The sequence below is a fragment of the Brevibacillus brevis genome (genome assembly GCF_001039275.2).
Taxonomy (GTDB): domain Bacteria; phylum Bacillota; class Bacilli; order Brevibacillales; family Brevibacillaceae; genus Brevibacillus; species Brevibacillus brevis_C.
Window position 1 is genome coordinate 3,277,504 of record NZ_CP030117.1, and the last position, 22,316, is coordinate 3,299,819.

Consider the following 22,316-nt stretch of genomic DNA (forward strand, 5'->3'; position numbering starts at 1 on the left):
TTATCCCTTGAAATGAAGGAAATCATGCTCCAAAAACAATGCTTGCAGTTGATCGTGATTTTCATCGGGGTCTTGCAAATAAAGAGCGATCTCATCGAGTAATTGCAACTCTTCCCAGTCCAGCTCGTCCATCTCTTTTTGGCATAGCGGAGGATAATCCCAGTATCTTAATTCGTTGCCGAGAATGGCATTCAGGTCATAGCAGAGATTATTTCTAATATAGTGCATCCCCCAAGATTTCTTGACCCCAAATAGCTGTGGATTGATTTCTTTGTCACGAGCCATCAACCAGGCATCACCGGCCATCAGGAACTCATCGCCCTGAATATCGATGAGTTCCAAATCGGGGTCTACTCTGATCCATCGTTTCTCGGTATCATCCCACACTTCGCAAATCCAGTGATCGATATATTTTCGGTGATTCTCGGAAAGGTAGCTTGCAAATCCGACGCGGCAGCGCACCGGGATCCCTTGGGAGCGAAGCATAGAAATCAGGAGCAAAGAATGGAATCGGCAAGAAATAAGTAATCTCTCACTTGGCAATCGGTCAAACGTAATGCCATCTGCGTTGCGTTCTACCAGAGCCTCAAGCATTTCTGTTACCTGATAAAACTTCTCGTCTTCGTTTTTTGTAAAATGCGTAAGCGAATGTCTTACTTTTTTTATCATTGAGGGGTGAATCAATTGGCATTTGATGAGGTGGCAAAGTTCTGGCAAGCCTCGGGGCAACTCATGAAAGAGATAGCCGTATTCGCCGGGATCCGTGTAAGGAGTAAATTTCGTATAATATTGCAGCAGTTCGGCTTTATTCACTTTCAGGCGTCCTCCTTCTTTTGGCGTTTCTTTGTTTGATCCGTTCTCTTCCTTGGTTCCGGGCAACCATGGTTTCGTCCTGCTCTTCATCCTGTTGATCGTGACTGTCTCCCGTCAAATAAGAGGCAAGCGCGTTAATATTCGCGTACTCAAACATGGTGAGAATTGGGATTTCCCTTTCAAATACCTGTTTCAGCTTGGTGTTAATCATTCCGATCTGGATGGAATTCATACCCATCTCAAAAAAGTTGTCGAGCACACCTACATGATCGGTTTCCAAAACCTCTTGAATCACGTTGACAATCTTCTCTTCCGCTACGTTCCGAGGAGCTACGTATGCTGTCCCGTTGCTTGTGCTGGTTGGCTTCAGCTTCAGGAGAGTTTGCATATCTACTTTCCCATTAGCAGTCAGCGGCAATTGTTCCACCATAATAAAGTGATACGGTATCATGTAATCTGGCAAGGCTTTAGCCAAGCTTGTCCTAATCTCATTCATGAATGTTTCTTGATCCTGCGGCGCTGTTTCTGGCACGAGATACGCATACAACCGTTTGTCTGCCTCCCCCGCCACCAAAACAACTGCATTTCTCACCGCTTCTATACTTAGCAACCGCGATTCGATTTCTCCTAATTCTATTCTATAACCGCCAATTTTTACCTGCTGATCCTTTCTTCCCAAAAATTCGATCAGCCCATTGCGGTGCAATACTCCATAATCCCCCGTTTTATAGACATATCCGAATTCTGGATGATGAATAAAGGATTGATTGGTCTTTTCCGCATCATGAAGATAACCGTCCGCAACCCCTTTCCCCCCAATGTAAAGTTCACCCGGCACTGCAATCGGGCAAAGCTGCATCTGCGAATTGAGTACATAGAACTGCTGGTTAGCTAACGGTTTTCCATAATAGATGCTCTTCCACTGGGGATCTACCTCGTCGATCGGATAATAAATCGACCAAATGGAAGCCTCTGTAGCTCCACCTAGACTGACTACTTTTGCGGTAGGGAACCTTTCATTGATCGTTGTCGGCAATGTAAGCGGAATCCAGTCGCCGCTCAGCATCACAAGACGAAGCTGTCCATCACTATATTCGCTGCCACGGTCCTTTTTCTCCGCTACCACCCGATCCATAATGGCAGGGACAGAATTCCATATCGTTATTTTTTTGTCTTTTAGGGTGTCGGCAAGCTGCGTGATGTTCTTCTGATCTTTCACCAGCACGAGCGTAGCTCCTGCTGCGAATGCTCCAAAAATATCATAGACGGACAAATCAAAGCAGAGGGAAGACACACCTAGAATACGATCGTGGGTCGCAACCTCAAACTTTTGATTGATATCCAGAACGGTATTGGCTGCGGCTTCGTGTCTGATCATGACCCCTTTGGGATTCCCCGTGCTTCCCGATGTATAAATAACGTATGCCAGGTGCTCCGGCTGTTCAGCGAATGATGGATGGTTCTTTGGATAGCGATCGATCTCGTTCTTCACGTAAAAATCAGGTTCCAACACGAATTTGCATTGACTGTGTCTCTGAATGTAATCTACGCGCTCTAACGGGTAGTCAGGGTCAATAGGTACATAGGCGGCACCGCTTTTTAGGACACCTAACAGATGTGCAAAGGTGACTATTTCCCGTTTGGCAATAACCCCAATGAGGTCTCCCGCGCCTACGCCGATTTGCTGCAAGTAATTAGCCACTTTGTTTGCTTGCTCGTCAAGGTCTAGGTAAGTGATGCTCTCCTGTGCATCTTCTATCGCCACGGCATAGGGAGTTTGTGCAACCGTTTCTTCAAACAGCCCGTGCAACGTTTTTCTCGGAATAGGAGTGGCAGTATCGTTGTATGTGAAAATTGCTTCTTTGTCGGTCTCGGATACCCAGGCCAGCTGTTTTTCGGCTTCATCGTTCAAAATGGCATCGATTCTGGCCAGATACTGTTTAAACATGGTATCGATCACCACAGGATCAAACAATTCACTGATATAGTCCCAGTTGATTACCATGTTCCCATTGATGAGCGCCACCTGATTATCCAGATAGACTTGAGAAGTTTGTGTAATTCCGTTTGTTTGGTTCTCCCTTTCGGATGAATTCTCCACAAGGACATCAGCTTGCTGGCCGCTGTCTCCATTTTCAAACAAAGCACTAGTAAAAACGACCGGCATGAGGGCTTTGTTGCTCATTTCTCTTTGCTTACTGATTTCCCGCATCAGATCAATTCCATCAAAATGGCGATGAGCGAGCGCCTCCATCAGCGTTTGCTGTACTTTGCCTGCTTTCCCCCAGAACGAATCGTTCGGATTCAAATGCACGTCAACTACAATCACGGAAGTAAAATCTCCAATGAGTTTGTCCACATCCGGGTGCATCGGGAGTCGATTAAACAACGTCAAATTGAGGCTGAATGCCACTTGATTGCTCCAATTCGCCAGGACCTCTGTATACGCCGTGCATAAAACAGTCGAAGGGGTCAAATTGTGCTTCTGGGCCACTTTCTTTAACTGCTGCCAGCTCTTTTCCGCATATCGTTTTGATTTTCTTTGAAAATACGGATTTTTAACGTGCATAGGTTGGACCCGTAACGGAATTTCTGGAGCTAGTGGGAAATCGGGCAGCTTGGCCATCCAGTACTCCTTGTCTTGCGAGTACCACTTGCTGTTTTTTAATTGTTGATAACCGATCATATAATCCCGGAAGGAAATAGACAAATCATCGAGCTTCGCTGCATCGTCCTGATAAAGCTCTTGTATTTCTTTTCCTAAGATCTCCAGACTATAGGCATCCATGATGAGCAAATCAAAACTGAGGCATAAAAGACTCTCTTGCTCAGACAAGCGAAACGCTTTGATTTCAAATAGAGGCCATTGATCCGGACGGAAAATAGCGTGGGACATCCGTTCTCTTTCTTTCTTGATCATCTCGGCTTTTTCAACATTTCCGCAAGCCTGCAGATCGCGTATGTCTATGCGGTATTCGGGTACTTCTGCCATAATCTGCTGACGGGCGTCTTCCAAAAAGATCGTCCGAAGCGCGGGATGCCTGCGGATCAAAATATTCAAGCAATGATTGAGTCGATGAATATCGAGCGTCGTTACGACCTCTTGATACGCATGTGTAGAAATTCCGCCTAACTCAAACCTGCTGCTTCTGCCCAAATAATAGGCCATTTGGACATTCGTTAAAGGAAACGGTTCATGCATTTGGCTAAAGTCAGGTGTCAGTACCGGCAATTCTGACTCCCGCTCTTCCTGAATCGATTCTCGGATAAAACGGGCAATCGCCTCGATGGTTTGTAGTTCGATAAAGTGTTTAAACTGTAAGGAACCAGAGAAACAATTGTTAATTTCATACACAAGCTGCATGATTTGGATGGAATTTCCGCCCAATTCAAAAAATCTTTCCCGAACTCCAAAGTTTTCGATTCGCAACACTTTCTGCCAAATTTCATATAGCTTCGCTTCCACCTCGTCACTCGGTCCAACAAGGCCCTTTTGCTCCTCCACTACCCCAGTTACCGACGGAAGCGACTTCCAGTCAATCTTGCCGTTGAGCGTAAGGGGAATCTTCTCTATCCTCATGAAGGATTGAGGAATCATATATTCTGGGACAAGTTTACGCAAATACTCGCGGAGTTCATAGCTAGATTCAGCATGGGCAGATGTGAAATAGGCGATAAGCATTTGCTCGTGATGAGCATCTTGTTGTACATGGACGACTGCTTTTTCAATAGCAGGATGGGCATCAAGCAGCTTTTCTATTTCACTCATTTCAATTCGATAGCCCCGTATTTTTGCCTGAAAATCTTTTCTTCCCAAATATTCGATCAAGCCGTTCGCCGTCCATCTTGCCATGTCACCAGTACCATAAATTTTTTCGCCTGGCCGAAACGGGTTTTCCGTAAATTTCTCATGGGACAGCTCCGGTTTGTTCTGATAACCCCGCGCTAAACCGTGTCCACCGATATACAGCATGCCAGGAACCCCGATTGGCTGCGGGACCATCTCCTGGTTGAGGATATAGACTTGGGTATTCTTGAGCGGTCTACCGATCGTGACCGGATGATCTTCCGTCACTTCCTCAATCGTGGACCAAATCGTCGTTTCTGTAGGGCCATAAAGGTTGTAGACGCGTCCATTTTTCAACAATCTAAGCGCTTGATTTGCCACCGAAAGCGGCAAAGCTTCTCCCCCGATCAGCAAGTAACGCAAGCGACTCAGCTGCTCCGCTAAATCCGGCTCAGCCAACAACAGTTTTAACCGTGACGGTGTGGTTTGCATCACCGTAATTTCCTCGCTTCTGACTAGGCTGGCTAACGAACGAATATCTCGCTGACTTTCTTCATCGGCAATGACTACATGATGACCGGTTAAAAGCGGCAGGATACTCTCTAACCAGAAAATATCGAAAGAAACTGTTGTTAACGATAAAAACCTCTCAGTTTCCCGCAAGGTCAGTACATCCGTGATTCCGTGCAGGAAATTCATTAACGCCCGATGCTCGATTAAAATCCCTTTGGGAAAGCCGGTTGTTCCCGAGGTATACATGCAATACGCTACATCCCTGCTGTTATTCTCAATCGGCAGCGAATCAAGAGGGTTCATATGAATTTGTGGATCGCGCATGTCAATAACCTTGCGATCGTCTGTTGTCTCCACATTTGTATTGGTCAAAATAACTTGCACGTGGCCGTCTTCGAGCATGTAATCAATTCTGTTATGTGGCAGGCTCGGATCGACAGGCAAATACGCCCCACCCGCTTTGCTAATAGCCAAGAGTCCAACCATCATATCGAACGAACGGGTAGTAATGAGGGCAACCAACTTATTTGGACCGACACCATGTGATTTTAGTGTATAGGCCACTTGATTGGCCCTTCCGTTTAGCTCACGGTACGTCATCGTTTGATTTTGGAACGTTACTGCTGGCTTGTCGGGATACTTTTCAACCATCGTCTCAAAAAGCTGGTGCACCACAAGATGCTCTGGATATTCACCCGATGTCTGATTAAACCCAGCCAACAATAGCTCCAGCTCTTGGGCATCTACCAAATGAATTTGGCTAATTTTTTGCTTTGGCTGGGCAAGCACCTCTTGCATGATCTTTTGGAAATAGCGAATAAAACGGGAGACAGTTTCTTTTGTAAACAAATCAGTAGAATACTCTACAGTAAAAAACAGCTCGCCCTCCCGTTCCTCGCCATCCAATGTCAAATCAAACCGAGATGAGTTTGCTTTAAATGAATACGACTCTATTTGCACTCCCTCAAACGGGACGTGCGCGCTGCTCCCCTGATGACGGGCGTTTTGAAAGGTAAACATCACATCAAACAGAGGATTTCGGCCAAAATCTCGAGAAAGCTCCACCTGGCTGACGAGCTCTTCGAATGGATAATCTTGATGCTCCAGCGCATGGGACATATTCACTTTGAGCTCACTTAGCAGTTCTGCAAAGCTCATTTCTTTGCTTACAGAACTTCTGACTGGCAGCGTCTGAACAAACATGCCCACCACATTTTGGATATCACTGTGATTCCTGCCCGAAGTAGGAATTCCTACGATTATATCTTCCTGATCGCTCAGCTTTGCCAAAAGAACTTTCCAAGCAGCAAGCAACACCATATAAAGCGTCACTTCATGAGCGGCAGCGATTTTCTTTATTTCTTCTGCCTGATTTTGCGGTATAGAAAACATCTCCATGCTACCGCGGTAGGTTTTGAATGCTGGACGAGAAAAATCTGTCGGTAAATCGAGCAGCGGAATTTCTCCAGTAAACATGTCTGTCCAATACTTCTGGTCAGCTTGATGACTGTCAAGTGTTGTCTTTTCCTTTTGCCATTCAGCATAATCCTTGTACTGAATCGATAAGGCGGCCAAGCCTGCCGACTGTACATCATTTTGGTAAAGAGCAGTAAACTCTTCGATCAGGATCGCATTGGATGTGCCATCTGTGATGATATGGTGGATATTAAAGACAAGAAGATGATTTTGCTCGCTCTCTTTAAAAATCCCCACCTTCCATGCAGGAGCAACCTCTAAATCAAAGGATTGTATCCACGCTTCGATGTGTGCGTCGTTTATTGGTTCATTGATTTCCCTGTAATCAGGGGTAAATAAGAAAGGTTCATGGATAACCTGTAACAGTTCCCCATCGATTCGTCGGAACGAAGTGCGCAAGCTTTCATGCCTGCGAATGAGCTCATTCAAGCTTTTTTCCAATTTTTCGTAGGACAGCGGCCCCTTCACACGCAACGCAATAATATTGTTGTACTGCTTATTCTCAACTTCCATTTGACTGAGAAAATAAAGTCTTTTTTGCCCGGAAGTCAAAGGATATCCCGGTTTTTTCACTGCCTTTTTAATCTGTGAAAAATCCGTTCGGTCTGCCTCGCGAATAAAACGAGCGATGTCTCCAATTGTAGGCTTGTTGAAAAAAGTCGGTAGAGGGAGTTTTACATCCAGTTTTTTATAGAGAAGGGCAATAATCGTAATGGCTTTAAGCGAATCCCCTCCCAGGCTAAAGAAGTCTTCATCACTGCCAATCGATGTAGTTCCCAATACACTACGCCATATGTCCGCTATGGTCTGCTCCAGCTCTGCTTCAGACAGCATTGCACTGCTGATTTTTTCGGGAATCAGTTCTGTTTGGGCAGCTACTGCCGCTTCTTTTTCCAGGATGGATTCTTCGCGAAGCTGATTGCTTTCCTCCATCAAGGCAGGAAGATCAAGGACAGAGACAATAGCCCGAGTGAATTGGTTTTCCAGAATATATTGCAGCACTTCTACACCGTTTTGCGGTGTAATCGCTTCTTCCTCAAACTGCTGCTCGTTGACTTGTCTGTTCATGCCGCGATTTTTTTCCATGGCAGTGACAGACATCCCTACTTGCGCCCAATCGTTCCAGTTGATGGACGCCGTAAAGCCAGGTCGATTCTGCAAGCGATAAGCGACGAACGCATCCAAAAATTCATTTGCTGCGTTATATCCCACTTGGCCGAATTTGCGTCCGTAAATGTAGTTGCCGATCGACGAAAACAATAGAAAGAAATCGAGCGTTCGTCCCATAAAAAGCGTATCCAGCACGATGGTTCCCTGTACCTTCGGGAGTAGGATTGGGTCCGTCATTTCTTTTGTTCTTCTTTGAATGACGCCTGCATAATCCGGGACTCCCGCTGTGTGCAAGATACCAGTAATTGGCCCAAACTGCGCTTCCGCTTCGTGAATGACTTTTTGCATGGAGGAGTAATCAGATATGTCCACACTGTATACGTTGATCATTGCCCCTGCCTGTTCCAATGACAGGATCGTACGAATGGTGTTTGATAGCCTATGATCAGGTTTTTCCTTCAGCCATTGCTCCCATTCCTGTCTAGGAGGAAAAGGGGAACGTCCCACTAAAACCAGCCGGGCCTTATACTGTCTTGCCAAATACTCTACCATCGCAAAGCCCATTCCTCCTAATCCGCCTGTGATCAAGCAGACAAGGTTCTCCTTCAGAAGTGCAAGCTTTCCAGGTTGTTTCACTAGGACAGGCTCTCGAACCGATTCAATCCACCTGCTTTTGCCACGATAAGCCACTTGCTTGTGCGGAAAATCAAAATGAAATTCCCGAATCAATTTTGAAGCCATGTAACTATTTTGCAGGTTGTTTCCTTCTGAAAGCTCGATATCGACAGTGCAAACCTTGCTACCAGGGTACTCGTAAGGAATGATTTTACTTGCTCCCAGCAATACCGCCTTCATCGGGCATATCTGTTCTTCTTGGGTAACGGAATACAACCCGTTTGTCACGATTTGTAACCGAGTATCTTTGCTGCCGGCCTTGCTTCCTATGTATTGGGCAATCTGTAAGAGGTTGTAGAGAAACAACTGCTGACTGGAGTCAACGACTGCCAACTCTAGCTCGATAGGAGGAGTCACCGTCCAAAGATAGCAGATGTACTCCGGTACTACCTCTAGATTTTCCAACAAGCGGTCTAATTCTTTCGGATTTTGCGGATTTACCATGTAATGGTCCGTCGCTACTTTTTGGAAGTGCTCCGCTTGATCGACAAGGATATACCTAACGTCATGTTCCCTTAACTCGTTGGACAACGCTTCTCCCAAACCTGTCTTGTCATTGAAAATAAGCCAGGTCGCGCCATGAGAATAGGTTCCCTCCGCATAGCTTGGCAGATGGGAGCTCTCCCAAGCAGGTACATAAAACCACTTGCGGATGTCTTCCCTTCTTTTGGCCGTTTTGCTCTCGCTGTGCAGATGACGACAGGTGAACTGCTCAAATTGGAACAGGTCTCTCTCTACCGGGAATTCCTGGGGTTCAAATGAATAGGTGGGCAAGGAGACGCGATTTCGCTGCTCGTGTTTATAAAATTCATTCCAATCCATTTCCTTGCCATATAGCCACATGGTCCCTAAGGCATCCAGGATGGTATACGAATTCATCTTCTCCAGCCAAATATGTATCGTATCGGTTTCCATTTGCTTACTGCTCGTCTGCTCATCTTTGGTTGAACCAAAGTACATATAAATGGCTTCTGGATTGGAAATGTCACGATTGTTCTCCGAGTGGACAAAGGTGTCAAGCGCCGGTTTATCTACCAGTGCGAAGATAGCCTCTTCGAAGGAAAGACCGCCAGTCAAGCAATCGACCAGCAGTTTGCCCTTTCCGTATCCAAGCGTGCCCTCCGGCTTGATACCCCATTCTCTGAACAACATCGTAATGGCATAGTAGAGAATAAAGCGCACAACGTCGCCATACTTTTCCTCACGCAGGTGCTCCGTTTTTAGCGTATCCGCTCGTCCTGATGCTTGCCGATTCAGGAGGAGCAGCGCTTGCTCTATGATCCGTTTGACCGTAGGCTCTTCTTGACATAATTGGACGATTTCTGCAAATTCACTATCTCCCCAGTTGTCATCGGAAAAATCAGGGTACACGAAAATGACAGGAAGATTCTGCTTTGCTAGACCCGCCTTACACTTGCCCGCTGAAAAGCGGACCGGTTCCGCTACTGTCGGGTTGCAAAGTGCTACCTCTCGAAACGGAAAATGCTTACGGCCCACCTGTAGCGAATAGGCAATATCTTCAAGACGTACATCCAGATTTGCATGTATATAGTCCTCAACATTTTGCTTATATCGCTCCAGGGCTTGCTCTGTTTTTGCAGAGAGCAGAATCAGTTGCCATTTCCGTCCAGTAGTTGATTCTGGCGAGGCTGGGGCTTCCTCGATAATCACATGAGCATTTGTCCCCCCGATTCCAAAAGCGCTGATCCCCGCCCGGATAGGCTCGTGCGATTTCTTCCATTCTGTCAGCTTATCGTTGATGTAAAACCCCTTTTCAATCACGTTTAAATGAGGATTCGGGGTTTGAAAATGCAGGGAAGGCGGAAGCATGCGATGCTTGATGGACAGCACTGTTTTGATGAAGGAAGCGATTCCGGCTGCGCTATCCAAATGTCCAATGTTTGCCTTTACCGAGCCAAGTGCGCACGAATGCTTCTGAGAAGGTTGATAGGCGAGCTCCAGGGCTTCCAGCTCAATGGGATCGCCAAGCGGTGTCCCTGTACCATGGCATTCAATGTAATCAACGCTCTCTGGCGTCACTTCCGCAACTTTGAGAGCGGTTCGGATTACTTCCGCTTGTCCGAGGGTGCTCGGGGCTGTAAACCCGTTTTTTTGCATACCGTCATTGTTGATAGCGGAGCCTTTGATCACTGCATATATCTGATCACGATCGTCTATGGCATCTTGCAATCTCTTTAATACAACAACTCCTGCTCCATCTCCGCCAACGATGCCCTTTCCATTCGCATCAAACGCCTTGCATTTGCCGTCTGGAGATAAGATCATCCCTTCCTGATAAACATACCCGCTTTTTCCAGGAAGTGTGACAGTAACCCCGCCAGCCAAAGCCATATCGCATTCGCCGTTCAGGAGCGATTGAGCCGCCATATGAACAGCAACTAGCGAAGTCGAGCAAGCGGTATAAATCGTCAAGGCAGGCCCTTTGAGATTTAATTTGTGAGCGATCCGCAAGCTCAAATAGTCTTTATCCACGAGCTGAGTGGCTGCCCAGTGGCCGATAGCTTCACTTTTTCCTGACAGGCTCATAAGTCCTTCCCACATATGGTTCGGCGAAGCTCCCGCGAATAGACCAATCAGCTTTTGGTCAACCTGGGCAGCATAGCCGGCATCCTCCAGTGCTTCCCAGATGCACTCATGAAAGACTTTCATTTGCGGGTCCATGAGCTCCGCTTCCAGTGGCGTATAATCAAAAAAATGGGCATCGAAGCGATTCCCGCTCTCCAGATACCCCTTTGCCTTGACGTATTCTTCACTATTGATTGCTTTCGGATCTACACCAGCCTCGATTAGCTCGGCTTCCGAAAATGTTTGGATGGAATGAACCCCATTTTTCAAGTTTTCCCAGTACGCCGCAATCGTGTTCGCTCCTGGAAATCTCCCCGACAGGCCGATTACTGCAATTTCCAAACCATTGTATTGGTGTCCCATATCATCCCTACTTTTTTAACAGACGTAATTTTTGCATTCTCGTTCTTTTCCCTTCTTCGATAGAATCGAGTCGGGCGTCGACTTGCAACTTCTGGACAGTGACCTCAGCTTCCAATACCTTTGCTAGCATGCTGACAGTGGGGTAAGTAAACAGCGTGACGACTGATATCTCTTGCCCTAACTGATCAGTCAATTCCTTGCTGATTTTAATCACATCAAAAGAAGTTCCACCTAAATCAAAGATCGTAGAATGAATGCCGATTGGATCGGTTCTGAGAACCTTGCTCCACACTTCGGCTATCTTTTTTTCCATATCCGTGTTCGGTTGAACGAATTCATGCTTTCCGCTCTGCTTGAATTCCATTTGGCGGAGTTGGGTATCATCCACTTTTCCATTAATCGTTAACGGTATGCTTTCGAGCTGAAGGATGAAGGACGGAATCATATAATCGGCGACCCGCGTTTGCAGATATTGCCTGATTTCCACCGGATCGAAGCGGTCTTCCTTCTTCTCTTTCATTACCACATAGGCACAAAGAATTTTGGTATCTTCTTCGATTTCCCGCGCCATCACCACTGCCTCTTGAATCGTTTCCATGGTTAAAAGATGAGAACGCACTTCATCCAGTTCGATCCGAAATCCGCGGATTTTTACCTGTTTGTCACGGCGCCCGATGTATTCTACTTCCCCATTAGGCAAATACCTGCCCAAATCGCCAGAGCAATAGAGGCGTTCCATCCGGTCTCCAATTTGGCGAAGCTGAAACCGTTCCTTCGTCAATTCAGGTTTGTTTAAATAGCCACGAGCGACCCCTTCGCCGCCAATCCACATTTCCCCGACGACTCCGATTGGCACCGTTTCGCCTTGTCGGTTACATACATACAATTGGACAGTAGAAAAAGGGACGCCGATCAGCTTTTTATTCTCTCGAATCTGTTGTGAGGTCACTTCTTTATAGGTTGTATGGACGGTCGTTTCCGTGATGCCGTACATATTGATCAGTTTGGTTTCGGGATATTTGTCATGCCAAGCAGCAAGCTTCGCAGGTAGTAGAGCCTCCCCACCAAAAATGACATACCGCAAGCAGAGTCCTTTGTTAGGCGTTTTCAGCTCTTCCTCAATAAACTGGTAAAAGGAAGAGGGAGTCTGGTTCCAAATCGTTACCTTTTCTTCTCTTAATCGCTGTACCAATTGCCGGTAATCTCTTTTTTGCAAATGGGGGAGCACCACCAACTTGCCTCCATGAAGCAATGCCCCAAAAATCTCCCAAACAGAAAAATCGAACCCGAACGAGTGAAACAGCACCCAAGTATCGTGACAGGTAAAATCAAACCTGTTATTTTCATGGAAAAACAAACGAACCACATTTCTGTGCTCGATCATGACTCCTTTGGGGTTACCTGTTGTTCCGGAAGTATAAATAATGTAGGCCAGATGATTCGGATCATGAACGGGCTCAAGATTGGTATCGGGATAAAGAAGCAGTTTGTTATCGTCGACAAACATCACTTCACCGCTAAAATGGCTGACGAGCTCCTGTGATGTTTGTGTGAGGATATGTGCAGCCTGGCTATCTTTTAACATATATTCCATTCTGTGTGCTGGAAGGTCCGGGTCGATCGGCAAGTACGCTCCCCCCGCTTTTCCTATGGCTAAGATGCCTATGAGCATTTCTATAGAAGGCGGCATGAGAAGAGCAACGATCGATTCCGTGGTTACTCCTCGCTCCCGTAAATAATGGGCCAATTGATTCGCTTTTTGATTCAATTGTTCATAAGACAACTGCTCTTTTTCAAAAACAACTGCTGTATGGTTCGGATAGGTTCTGACACATTCCTCAAAAAGAGACGGGATGGTCGCCTTTTCCGGAAAATGGGCAGCCGTCTCATTGATCTGCGTGAGTATCTCCCAATCTCTCTTTGTGAGGATGGTAAGCTCTTTCAGAGGTGTTTTTGGATTATTAATCGAATTTTCCAACAAAACCAACAAGTTCTCCATCAGAACCTCGACCATCTCTTTATGGTAGAGCGAGGCATTGTAATGAATGCGAGCGCTGAGTTCTTCCAGCTTCCTGTCAAACACCAGGACAAGATTGGAAGACGCTTTGGCGAGATATTGCGGATCTTGAATGTTTTCTAAAATAACGGAGACGTCCAGAAAGTCCAAATCTTGATTGCCGTTTTTCAAGATTAACTCGATTGGATAGTTTTGATGTTCGATCGCTTCTGAAACGATTTGTTTGACTTGGCTGATCACCTCAATCAGACTCATTTCATTGGTGACCGTTATCCGAATCGGAAGTATGGTATTGATAAATTCCTCTTCCGCTTGTTGTCGGTAGATGCTTGTGCCCAACACAATATCTGTTTGTCCCGTATGCTTCATGAGCAATATGCCTGTATACGCCAGCAGCAATACATGCAATCTAGCATCGGAATGGTTGCTTATTTTTACCAGTCGATTGGCATAATCACCTGGGAGGGTATAGTCTATCGATTCCATATGAGACTCTGGCCCTTGAGCGTCTTTTTTGCCGTCAAAAAAGCAGCTCTTCTCTACCGTGCCTGCCATCTTTTCCTGCCAATACTCATACTCTTTTTTATATACATCATTTAAATATGACACGTTCGTATAGAAATTACCTCCCATATGCTACCACCCCTATGCTTTCGATTGCTTAGAAAACGAAATCGTTTCCATCTTGCAGCAGTGCTTCTGCCCTTGCTTTCACAAGACCTGCATCCAGTCTAATGTCTTTTACCAACATGTCCGGATTCTCGACTACTTGCTTGGCAATGTCCAGAAAATGGCCGGTCATTGTTTTTATCGTTTTTCGGGTAAACAAATCTGTCGAATATTCCATACGCAATTCGATTCTATGCTCATAATCGTAGACCCAGAGGGTCAAATCGAATTTCGATGAAGGATTACGGAAAGGATAGCGCTTGATTCTGACTTGATTCATCGTAATTTCGGCTGGCTTGAAATCTGGCAGCACGAGCATGACTGTGAATAATGGATGGGTACTTAACTGATGAGTCAGCCCCAATTTTTCCACCAAAATTTCAAACTGCACATCCTGATTCTCAAAGAGTTGCAGACTTTTCTCTTTTACTTCCACCAGATAATCCTGAAAGCTGGCGCTTGTCTCAAGCCGAGAATAGAAAGGCAGCACATTGGCAAACATACCAACCATTTGTGCCAGATCAACGTGATTTCTTCCGGCGAGGCTCGCTCCAATAATCATCTCTTCTTGCCCTGTATATTTCTGCAGTAATACGTTGAAGATAGCCAGCATGTTCATAAACAAAGTTGTCGTGTTTCTCTTCATGCCCGCTTTCAGCTTCGCAGTTAACTCTTCTTCTATATAGAACGAATAAATATCGCCGCGATAGCTTAGCACAGACGGTCGTGGAAAATCGGTTGGAAGCAATACATCCTGCACTTTACCAGATAATTGCTGCAGCCAGTACTCTGTTTGTTTGTCATATTCCCCTCGTCTAATCATTTCATTTTGCCACGCAACAAAATCCACATAATTCAACGTGACGGCTTGCAGGTCCTCGGACTGACCATTGTAGAACTGGATCAACTCGTTCTGCAAAATCGAAACGGAGATATTATCCGCGACAATATGGTGGATATCAAATAGCCATACATATTTTTGTGTTTCGTACCGGATCACTTTTACACGCATTAAAGGAGGGTGCCGCAAGTCAAAAGGCTGCATAAATTGTTCAACCGCCTGTTGTAATTCCCCTTCCACCATAACTACGTACTCCACTTGTAATCGGACCTCGTCTGCAATGATCTGTACAATTTCGCCATCTATGACGTCAAAGCCTGTCCGTAAAATGGCGTGCCTCTGAATGATTTGCTCAAAGGCGTATTGCAATTTGCCAAGATCGAAATCTCCTTCCATGTAGGTAATTTCCGGAATGTTGTAAGCGATGTTATCTGGTTGAACCTGCTGCTGGAAAAACAGCCGTTTTTGTGCAGAAGACAAGGGATAGTATGCTTGCGGAGCAGTTTTCTTAATCCCCGTATATTCCTGTGCGATATGATACGTATCCATAATATATCGCGCCAGCTTCTCCACTGTGGTTGAATGAAAAAATACCGTGATCGGGATTTTTATGTTGCTTGCTTGATACAGTCGCTCGGCAACCGTCAATACTTTTAGCGAGTCTCCCCCAAGCTCAAAAAAGTCAGCGTCACCGGAAATATGTTCATGGCCCAACACAGCCTGCCAAATACTTGTAATGATCCCTTCCACTTCTTCTAGCGATAGACTCTGTTTGTTGGCAACAGTCTTGTCGAACGCAGAAGACAAGCTGCTGCTTTGATCAAATGCGGTCACTTTCTCCTGTTTGTATGCTTCGAGGCGTTTCGGCAAATCTACTGTTGATACGATGAGTTGGTGATATCCAGTAGCGAGTGCAGTATGAAAAAGCATGAGTCCTTCTTCTGGAGTCAGAGACGTGACCGAATTAGATAGCGATTCTTCTTGCGAGCGGTCAGGGACTGTCTTAGCCATCGGCAGGCCCGGGCTGTCTGTCTGATGATCCGAGGTGACTGCTGCCACCTGGTAGCCCTCTATTTCAATGATGCCCCTCCCCTGTTCATCCATAATCGTCAGATCAAACTCCACGATTTTGTTGGTCGGCTGAGTCGCTGACTGGCAACGAATATGACTGTACACTTTTTCCGGCACTTTTCCGTGGATAATGATGCTTTTGAACGAAAACGGTACGTATTCGCCGCCGCTCGTTTTGGCATGATCCATATGAACCAAAGCAACGTCGATAATAGCCGGATGGAAATGATACGAAACTACATCCCCCACAAACTCTTGTGGCAGCTCGATAAGAGACAGTCCTTGCTGTGAAGTGAATTTCCCCCAGGAATAGCTGTTCCAGCGTGGCCCGTACGTCAATTTACTTTCCCGCAGGTTATTGTAATCGTTTTTGCCATAATTGTTTTGATCGCAGGCATCGCTGATGGCCGTGAGTTGATAATCACGGGGATGGATGCGCCCTACGCCAATATGACCGCGTGCATGTGTGATCCAGCTAGCGTTTTGAGTGCCCGAATCACTTTCGATCGTAAACTGATAACCGTTATTTTCTCGTATCAATACGGTTCGGACATAAATATCGGCGCCGTCTTGCAATACAAGTGGCGTCAAAAAAAACACATCTTGGATGTGCATGGCAGTTTCTAAGTTGGGGTTCAAAGCTTCATAGGCGGCGCATGCCATTTCCACATAACAAGTCCCTGGGAGCACGGCTCTGTCTCCTACCCGATGTTCATCCAAAACCCAGTCTTTGTTCGTCTGAAAATGAGAAACGTAAGTCGTACGCCCCGTATTTTCTTTCACGAAATACTGGAAGAATGGGTGCTCCATCTCCTTATACGAAATTCCAGGAAGCACAGAGCTGTCTGGACGAAATGATGATGAAAGGCTCGCCATTCCGGTATCTTCCCACGTATCCCAATTAATTGTTTGTGTGAAGAAACCCTTTTTAGTATTCGCCCTGGAAAAAGCATCCAGAAAGGCATTAGCTGCACTGTACGCGACCTGTGCTGTCGGAGCGAGTACCGAGCTCAATGAGGAAAAGAGCAAAAGGAAGTCGATAGGCAGTGTCAACTGTTCAATCACTTTTTGCAAGACCGCGGTTCCATAAACCTTTGTCGCAAACACGGATTCGCACATCTCTCTGGTTCTTCTCTGAATGACGGCTCCATCGGGAACACCAGCTATATGGATAATACCGTTGATCGCCTTGTTTTTCTCCAGAATGTGGTTGAGAATCTGCGAGATTTGCCTTTCATCCGTTATGTCTGCTTGATACAGGTAGACTTTCTTGGCCGAAGTCTTCAGTTCCCGCAGGATTGAAATTTTTTTGCTTACAGGGTCCTCTTCTCCATGAAGTTCATACCAGTTATCCCACTCTGTTTCAGGCAAAAACTGCGAACGGTTGATCAAAATCAGCGTCGCTTGATATTTTTGGGCCAAAAATTTTGCTACATGTAGTCCAATTGCTCCCAAGCCCCCGGTAATAACATAGACTCCCCCCTGCTTGAGCCGTTGAGAAGTCGTAGTAACAGATGTCGACAGATGAATTTGCTTGTACGCAGGCTCCCAGATGTACGCATGTCGAATGGCAATCAGATCATTTACGCTCTCTTGATTGTCCACCTGCTGCAGCAACATTCGGACTACATGCTGATTTTTGCGGCGGTCGGCATCGATCAACCTGCAAACGATATGATCGTATTCTTTGGGGATGACGCGAACTGGACCTAACAGTGTAGCTTTAGCTGGTACGACAGTCTCATCTCCGATGACTTCAAAAACTTGGCTAGCCACGATGTCGATGGCAATCGTTTGCTGTAGCTGAAGCTGTCCAATTGCTCGGGCTAGGTTCAATAACGTGTGGTAGCCTAACCGATTCCATTCTCGCGCTTCCCATTGTCGATTGGGAGCGTCATCCTCATGCTGGAAGCACCAGAAATGAACTATCTTCAGAGGCCTGTCCTCTAGAATAGGCAGCTTCTTTAAGAGTTTGACCAGATCGTCTTGACTATCAGGGTTTACCGTATAGGTCTCTCCCCCTTGGTGTGTAAATACTTCTCCCAATTCGATACTGACAACTGTATGGCCTGAATTTTTAATTTGTTCGATCCAATCGATTACTTCGGGATCTTGTGTAGCGAAAACAACAAATAAACAAGGAGGAAGCTCCTTTGCTGTCTCTTTGTAATCTGAACGAGTCCATGATGGAATGTACAGCCAATCTTCGGGTTTCTTCTTGACAATCTCGCTATCGTCTTTGTCCTTCAACAGATTTGTCAGTTTTCTGAGTTGCTGGGCTTCTACCCCATATTTTTTCCGCGTAAAAGGATAGGTCGGCAGAGAAATGCGAGATTTTCTTTGATGCTTGTTCATCTCTTCCCATTTTATTGCGCAGCCATTTGACCACAAGTGACCAATTGATTCGAGAAGCTGATGCTCGAACCCGGAATTTCCTTGCAAAAGAGAAAGAGAAGTAGACTGGCTTTCGTTTTCGACTGCTGCCCCATCTGTCCCAAAAAGAAGCTTTTGGGCTTTGTCACCCGTTTCCTGCCTTGCCACAAGTGAGCCTTGTCGGTTAACGCACTCTCCTAAACGGTTCACCCAGTAGTCTGGCAGGATCACTTCGTGGGAAATCGTTTTCCCCGTATCGTAAGACATCACGGGTATGGAAGGCTGAGAGAGGTGTGTGAAGTGAAATGCTTCAAACAGCTCCGCCTGGAGTGCCTCCAGCAAAAACAGATCGTCTTCATTCCCGCTCAGTTCTTCCAAGAGCTGTCCTCTTTTTTCTACCAACATCAATGCATCTTCTAGCGAGAAAACATCGGCGAGACAACTTGCGACATACTCTCCGATTCCCACTCCCATAACAACTGTAGGTTGTACTCCGATTCGGCTCAACCATTTGGATAATGCCAGTTGGAAGAGAAAGGGCAGAATCTGCTCGTGTTGAGCCTGACTATTCACATTGAACAGAGTCGTTTTTGTGATTCCCAATATCTCGCATGTTTGAAGCAAGAGTGCTTCAAAATCTTCATGGCAATACGTGTTACGTAAACCCGCTTGATAAAGAGTAGCTGCTCTTCTGGGATCTATTTCGGAAAATACAAAATATGTTTGCGGGACTGCCTTCTTCGTTTCCGTGCCAATGGCTTGCATACTTTTCGAGCGCAGTGCAACGCATGCATCTTGAATAGTTTCGCAAGCCACATGCCGGCGATAGGAAAAATGCGCCCGTCCCATTTGCAAGGTATAAGCGATGGCGGAAAGGTCTGCACCTGGATTTCCTTTTGCATATTTGACAAAGTCGTCAATCGCGTGATCCAGCTCTTCTTCTGTCTTTGCGGAGAATACCAAAAGCTTGCTCTGCTCCGCTTCTTCCTGAACGCTCCGCGGGGATGGTGCTTCTTCCAACACAACGTGCGCATTCGTTCCACCCACTCCAAAAGAACTGACACCCGCTCGTAGAGGTCCCGTTGAATTAACCCATTCTGTTGCTTGGTCTACCAGATAAAAAGGAGTATTTTCCAGCTCAAGATTTTGATTCGGCTTGGAAAAGTGCAAGGTAGGCAGCAAACACTTGTTGTCAATCGCCAATACTGTCTTGATCAACCCGGCAATCCCGGCTGCGCTGTCGAGGTGACCGATATTCGTTTTGACTGAGCCAAGCCCACAGTAATTTTTTCTGCCCGTTTGAAAAGCTTTGGTCAGCGCTTTGACTTCAATCGGATCACCTAACGCTGTCCCGGTCCCGTGTGCCTCGATATAACTGATCGTGGTCGGATCCACGGCGGCCACACGATGAGCAGCCCGAATGACTTCTACTTGTCCGTCTACGCTTGGAGCGGTGTATCCGACTTTGCGGTTGCCATCGTTATTGATTGCAGTCCCTTTAATGACCGCATAAATATGGTCCTTATCGCGCAAGGCATCTTCCAAGCGCTTTAAAATCACCAATCCGATTCCATTGCCCACTACTGTTCCGGTGGAGTTGGCATCAAAAGCCCGACAATGACCGTCTGATGACAAGATCATCCCATCCTGATAGATGTATCCATATTTGCTGGGGGTAGTGATGGATACTCCGCCTGCTACTGCGAGGTCGCACTCACCACTGACTACCCCTTGACAAGCTACGTGAACAGCAACCAATGAGGTGGAACACGCAGTAAACAAGGTATAGCTGGGTCCGGTCAAATGCAGTTTATAGGATACTCTTGTGCTCATTAAATCTTTGTCATTCAAGTGGGCGATTTCAAACTCCTCGGCTCCGTTGTGAGAGCCTGCGGATATCGATAACGCCTCCCAGCGAAAGTGGGGACGCCCCCCCACATATACACCAATGGAGTCATTTGTCACTCCTGGAGGATAACCCGCATCCTCGAGTGCTTTCCATGTATGCTCGTGCAACAACCGGGTCTGTGGGTCCATATATTGTGCTTCATTTGGCGTATATCCGAAAAAGTTATGATCGAAATAATCACTCTCGTCAAGATATCCTTTTGCTTTCACGAAGTCCTTCCTTTTGTACACTTCTGCTAGAACTCCGGCCTCTTCTAATTCTTTATTTGAAAAAAAAGAGATACTCTCTACGCCATTCTTGACGTTTTGAAAAAACTGCTCAAGGTTTTTGGCCCCCGGAAAAGCACCCGACATTCCAATGATGGCGACCTCTAACCCTGTTCGTGTGTCCTCATTCATGGTTACCCTCCTTTTCTCTTGGTTTCATATCTAAGCAGCAGCTTTTCCGGGCATGCTTATTCCTCTGCCATCAAGGTCATGGCAAAGATATGTATATTTGGACAATCTGGCAACTTTATACGCAATATTTTTTTTCGCTGATTCAGTTCGTATTTTTGTACCAACAGCCTCACGGGGAACTCCAAAATTTTGACCTCTCCCTCTTTACGCTGCGCGCCTTTTCCTACCCATGCTGTTGTTTCACCAAATATCGGCTCCAAATACCAATCGGTAAATTGGATTGGAATGTAGCTCACTTCGTTGTCTTCATACAAGATCTCAATTCTCTCCGCGTAACTTCCGCACTCTGAACATCCTAAGAGCATGATGCTCGAATAATAGCCTTCAGGAACCTTCATGTCTTGCCCAGCACAAGAGATATTATCGTTTATATTCTCGCCAAACGCAGAAAGAGAAAATTCCATCCCTTCTACGTCCCATATCGTCTGATCCGGCAGTTGATCGATCAAAAAATACTCGCCCATCAGAGTCAAATCTGCTCTACAAGCAGGGGAAACCAACTGACTGAACCCTTTATTATTGCAATAATCCGAGATATCCATGTATTTCATCTTTCTGTGCTCAGTAGCCGTTTTCCCATGCTCCGCTTTTTCAACTACCTGATTATTCTGTGGTCTTTCTTCACAAATGGATCGTAGCTTTACGGCAATTGTTTCTTCCAGTTCTGCTACCATTCGTATTTTACTAGCAGCTCGCTTTATTAATTGGCTGTCACTCGATTGATAATATGCTTTGGTAATCATCGATAAGATAGTGCTCCACTGCGCCGCAGCATATGCTAGATCATTGATCAATGGAGCTAAGTCATCTACCTGGTACTTTGTTTTCACATATTGCAATGCGGTTGAAAAATGTTTTCTGCCGTTACTGATCGAGTACAATACGGTTAACAAAGGAGACATCCATACCTCCTTTGATCCGTTAAACTCGACCTCGACAGTAGGCAAGTGCTCCAAAACTTCGGCAAAACTTCTCATCATATCAAATGAATTCGTTTCCTGATTCTGAAAGAGTGTCCGGCTCAATGCTTGCATGATGAGTTGTTTCCATTCAACGCCTTCGCTAGCATCTGGAAGTTTTCGGAATAACGCAATCCCTCTGTATTCATGCTTAAAACAATGTTCGATCGGAATCGTTACATTTTTCTTTTCATAAAAGCAATCTACTAGCGTATAGCAATGATTCTCCGGATCCATCCCTACGATTAAACCGGTATGAATGGAATGGTATTTCTGGTAACCATGACTCCACTGACAATAATAGGAATCCAAATCAAAGGCAACCGGCCTAGATTCTTTCAGCTCGCTTTCCACAATAGCGACTGTATCCTGCAAGGACTTATTCCCCATAACAATGATTTCGATGCCATGAACTTGCTTCAACAAAGTCAGCATGTCTCCAATGCCTGACGTAATGCTCTGGTATAGCTTCCCTGAATTGTTCCATTGTGATAAGTCGAATGTAAACCCCCACGATTCTAAAAACATAAGTTCATAGTCACGCTTCCACCAAGAAGCGACTGTAACGATGGTGTCCTCTTTGCAATTTCTCGATTCATGATGAATGGGGGTAATGTCTAGGTCTAAGATTGCGTTCACAATTGATCACCTTTTTTAGTTTATGGGGAACTGTCTTGCCATTTAATTATCCATGGA

5 protein-coding genes are annotated in these 22,316 nt (G+C 45.8%); all 5 read right to left on the minus strand.

Annotated elements, in window-relative coordinates; translation table 11 throughout:
- Genes AB432_RS15885 through AB432_RS15905 form a run of 5 tightly spaced genes read right to left on the minus strand, consistent with a single transcriptional unit; the run spans position 1 to position 22,259 of the window.
- Positions 1–813, minus strand: a complete 813-nt coding sequence (locus AB432_RS15885) for a transglutaminase-like domain-containing protein (protein WP_048033108.1) — start codon at positions 811–813, stop codon at positions 1–3.
- The gene (locus tag AB432_RS15890; RefSeq protein ID WP_048033109.1) at positions 806–11,323 is read right to left on the minus strand and encodes a non-ribosomal peptide synthetase; all 10,518 of its coding nucleotides are present in this window, start codon (positions 11,321–11,323) and stop codon (positions 806–808) included. The genes AB432_RS15885 and AB432_RS15890 overlap by 8 nt, the downstream gene beginning before the upstream one ends.
- Positions 11,324–11,330: 7 nt before the next feature.
- Entirely contained in the window at positions 11,331–13,973 is a 2,643-nt protein-coding gene (locus AB432_RS15895) for a non-ribosomal peptide synthetase (RefSeq protein WP_053079588.1), read from the minus strand.
- A gap of 28 nt (positions 13,974–14,001) precedes the next feature.
- Positions 14,002–20,601, minus strand: coding sequence for a type I polyketide synthase (locus AB432_RS15900; RefSeq protein WP_048033110.1), 6,600 nt, complete (start codon positions 20,599–20,601; stop codon positions 14,002–14,004).
- Between the two features lie 56 nt (positions 20,602–20,657).
- Positions 20,658–22,259, minus strand: coding sequence for a hypothetical protein (locus AB432_RS15905; RefSeq protein ID WP_048033111.1), 1,602 nt, complete (start codon positions 22,257–22,259; stop codon positions 20,658–20,660).
- Positions 22,260–22,316: the final 57 nt, after the last annotated feature.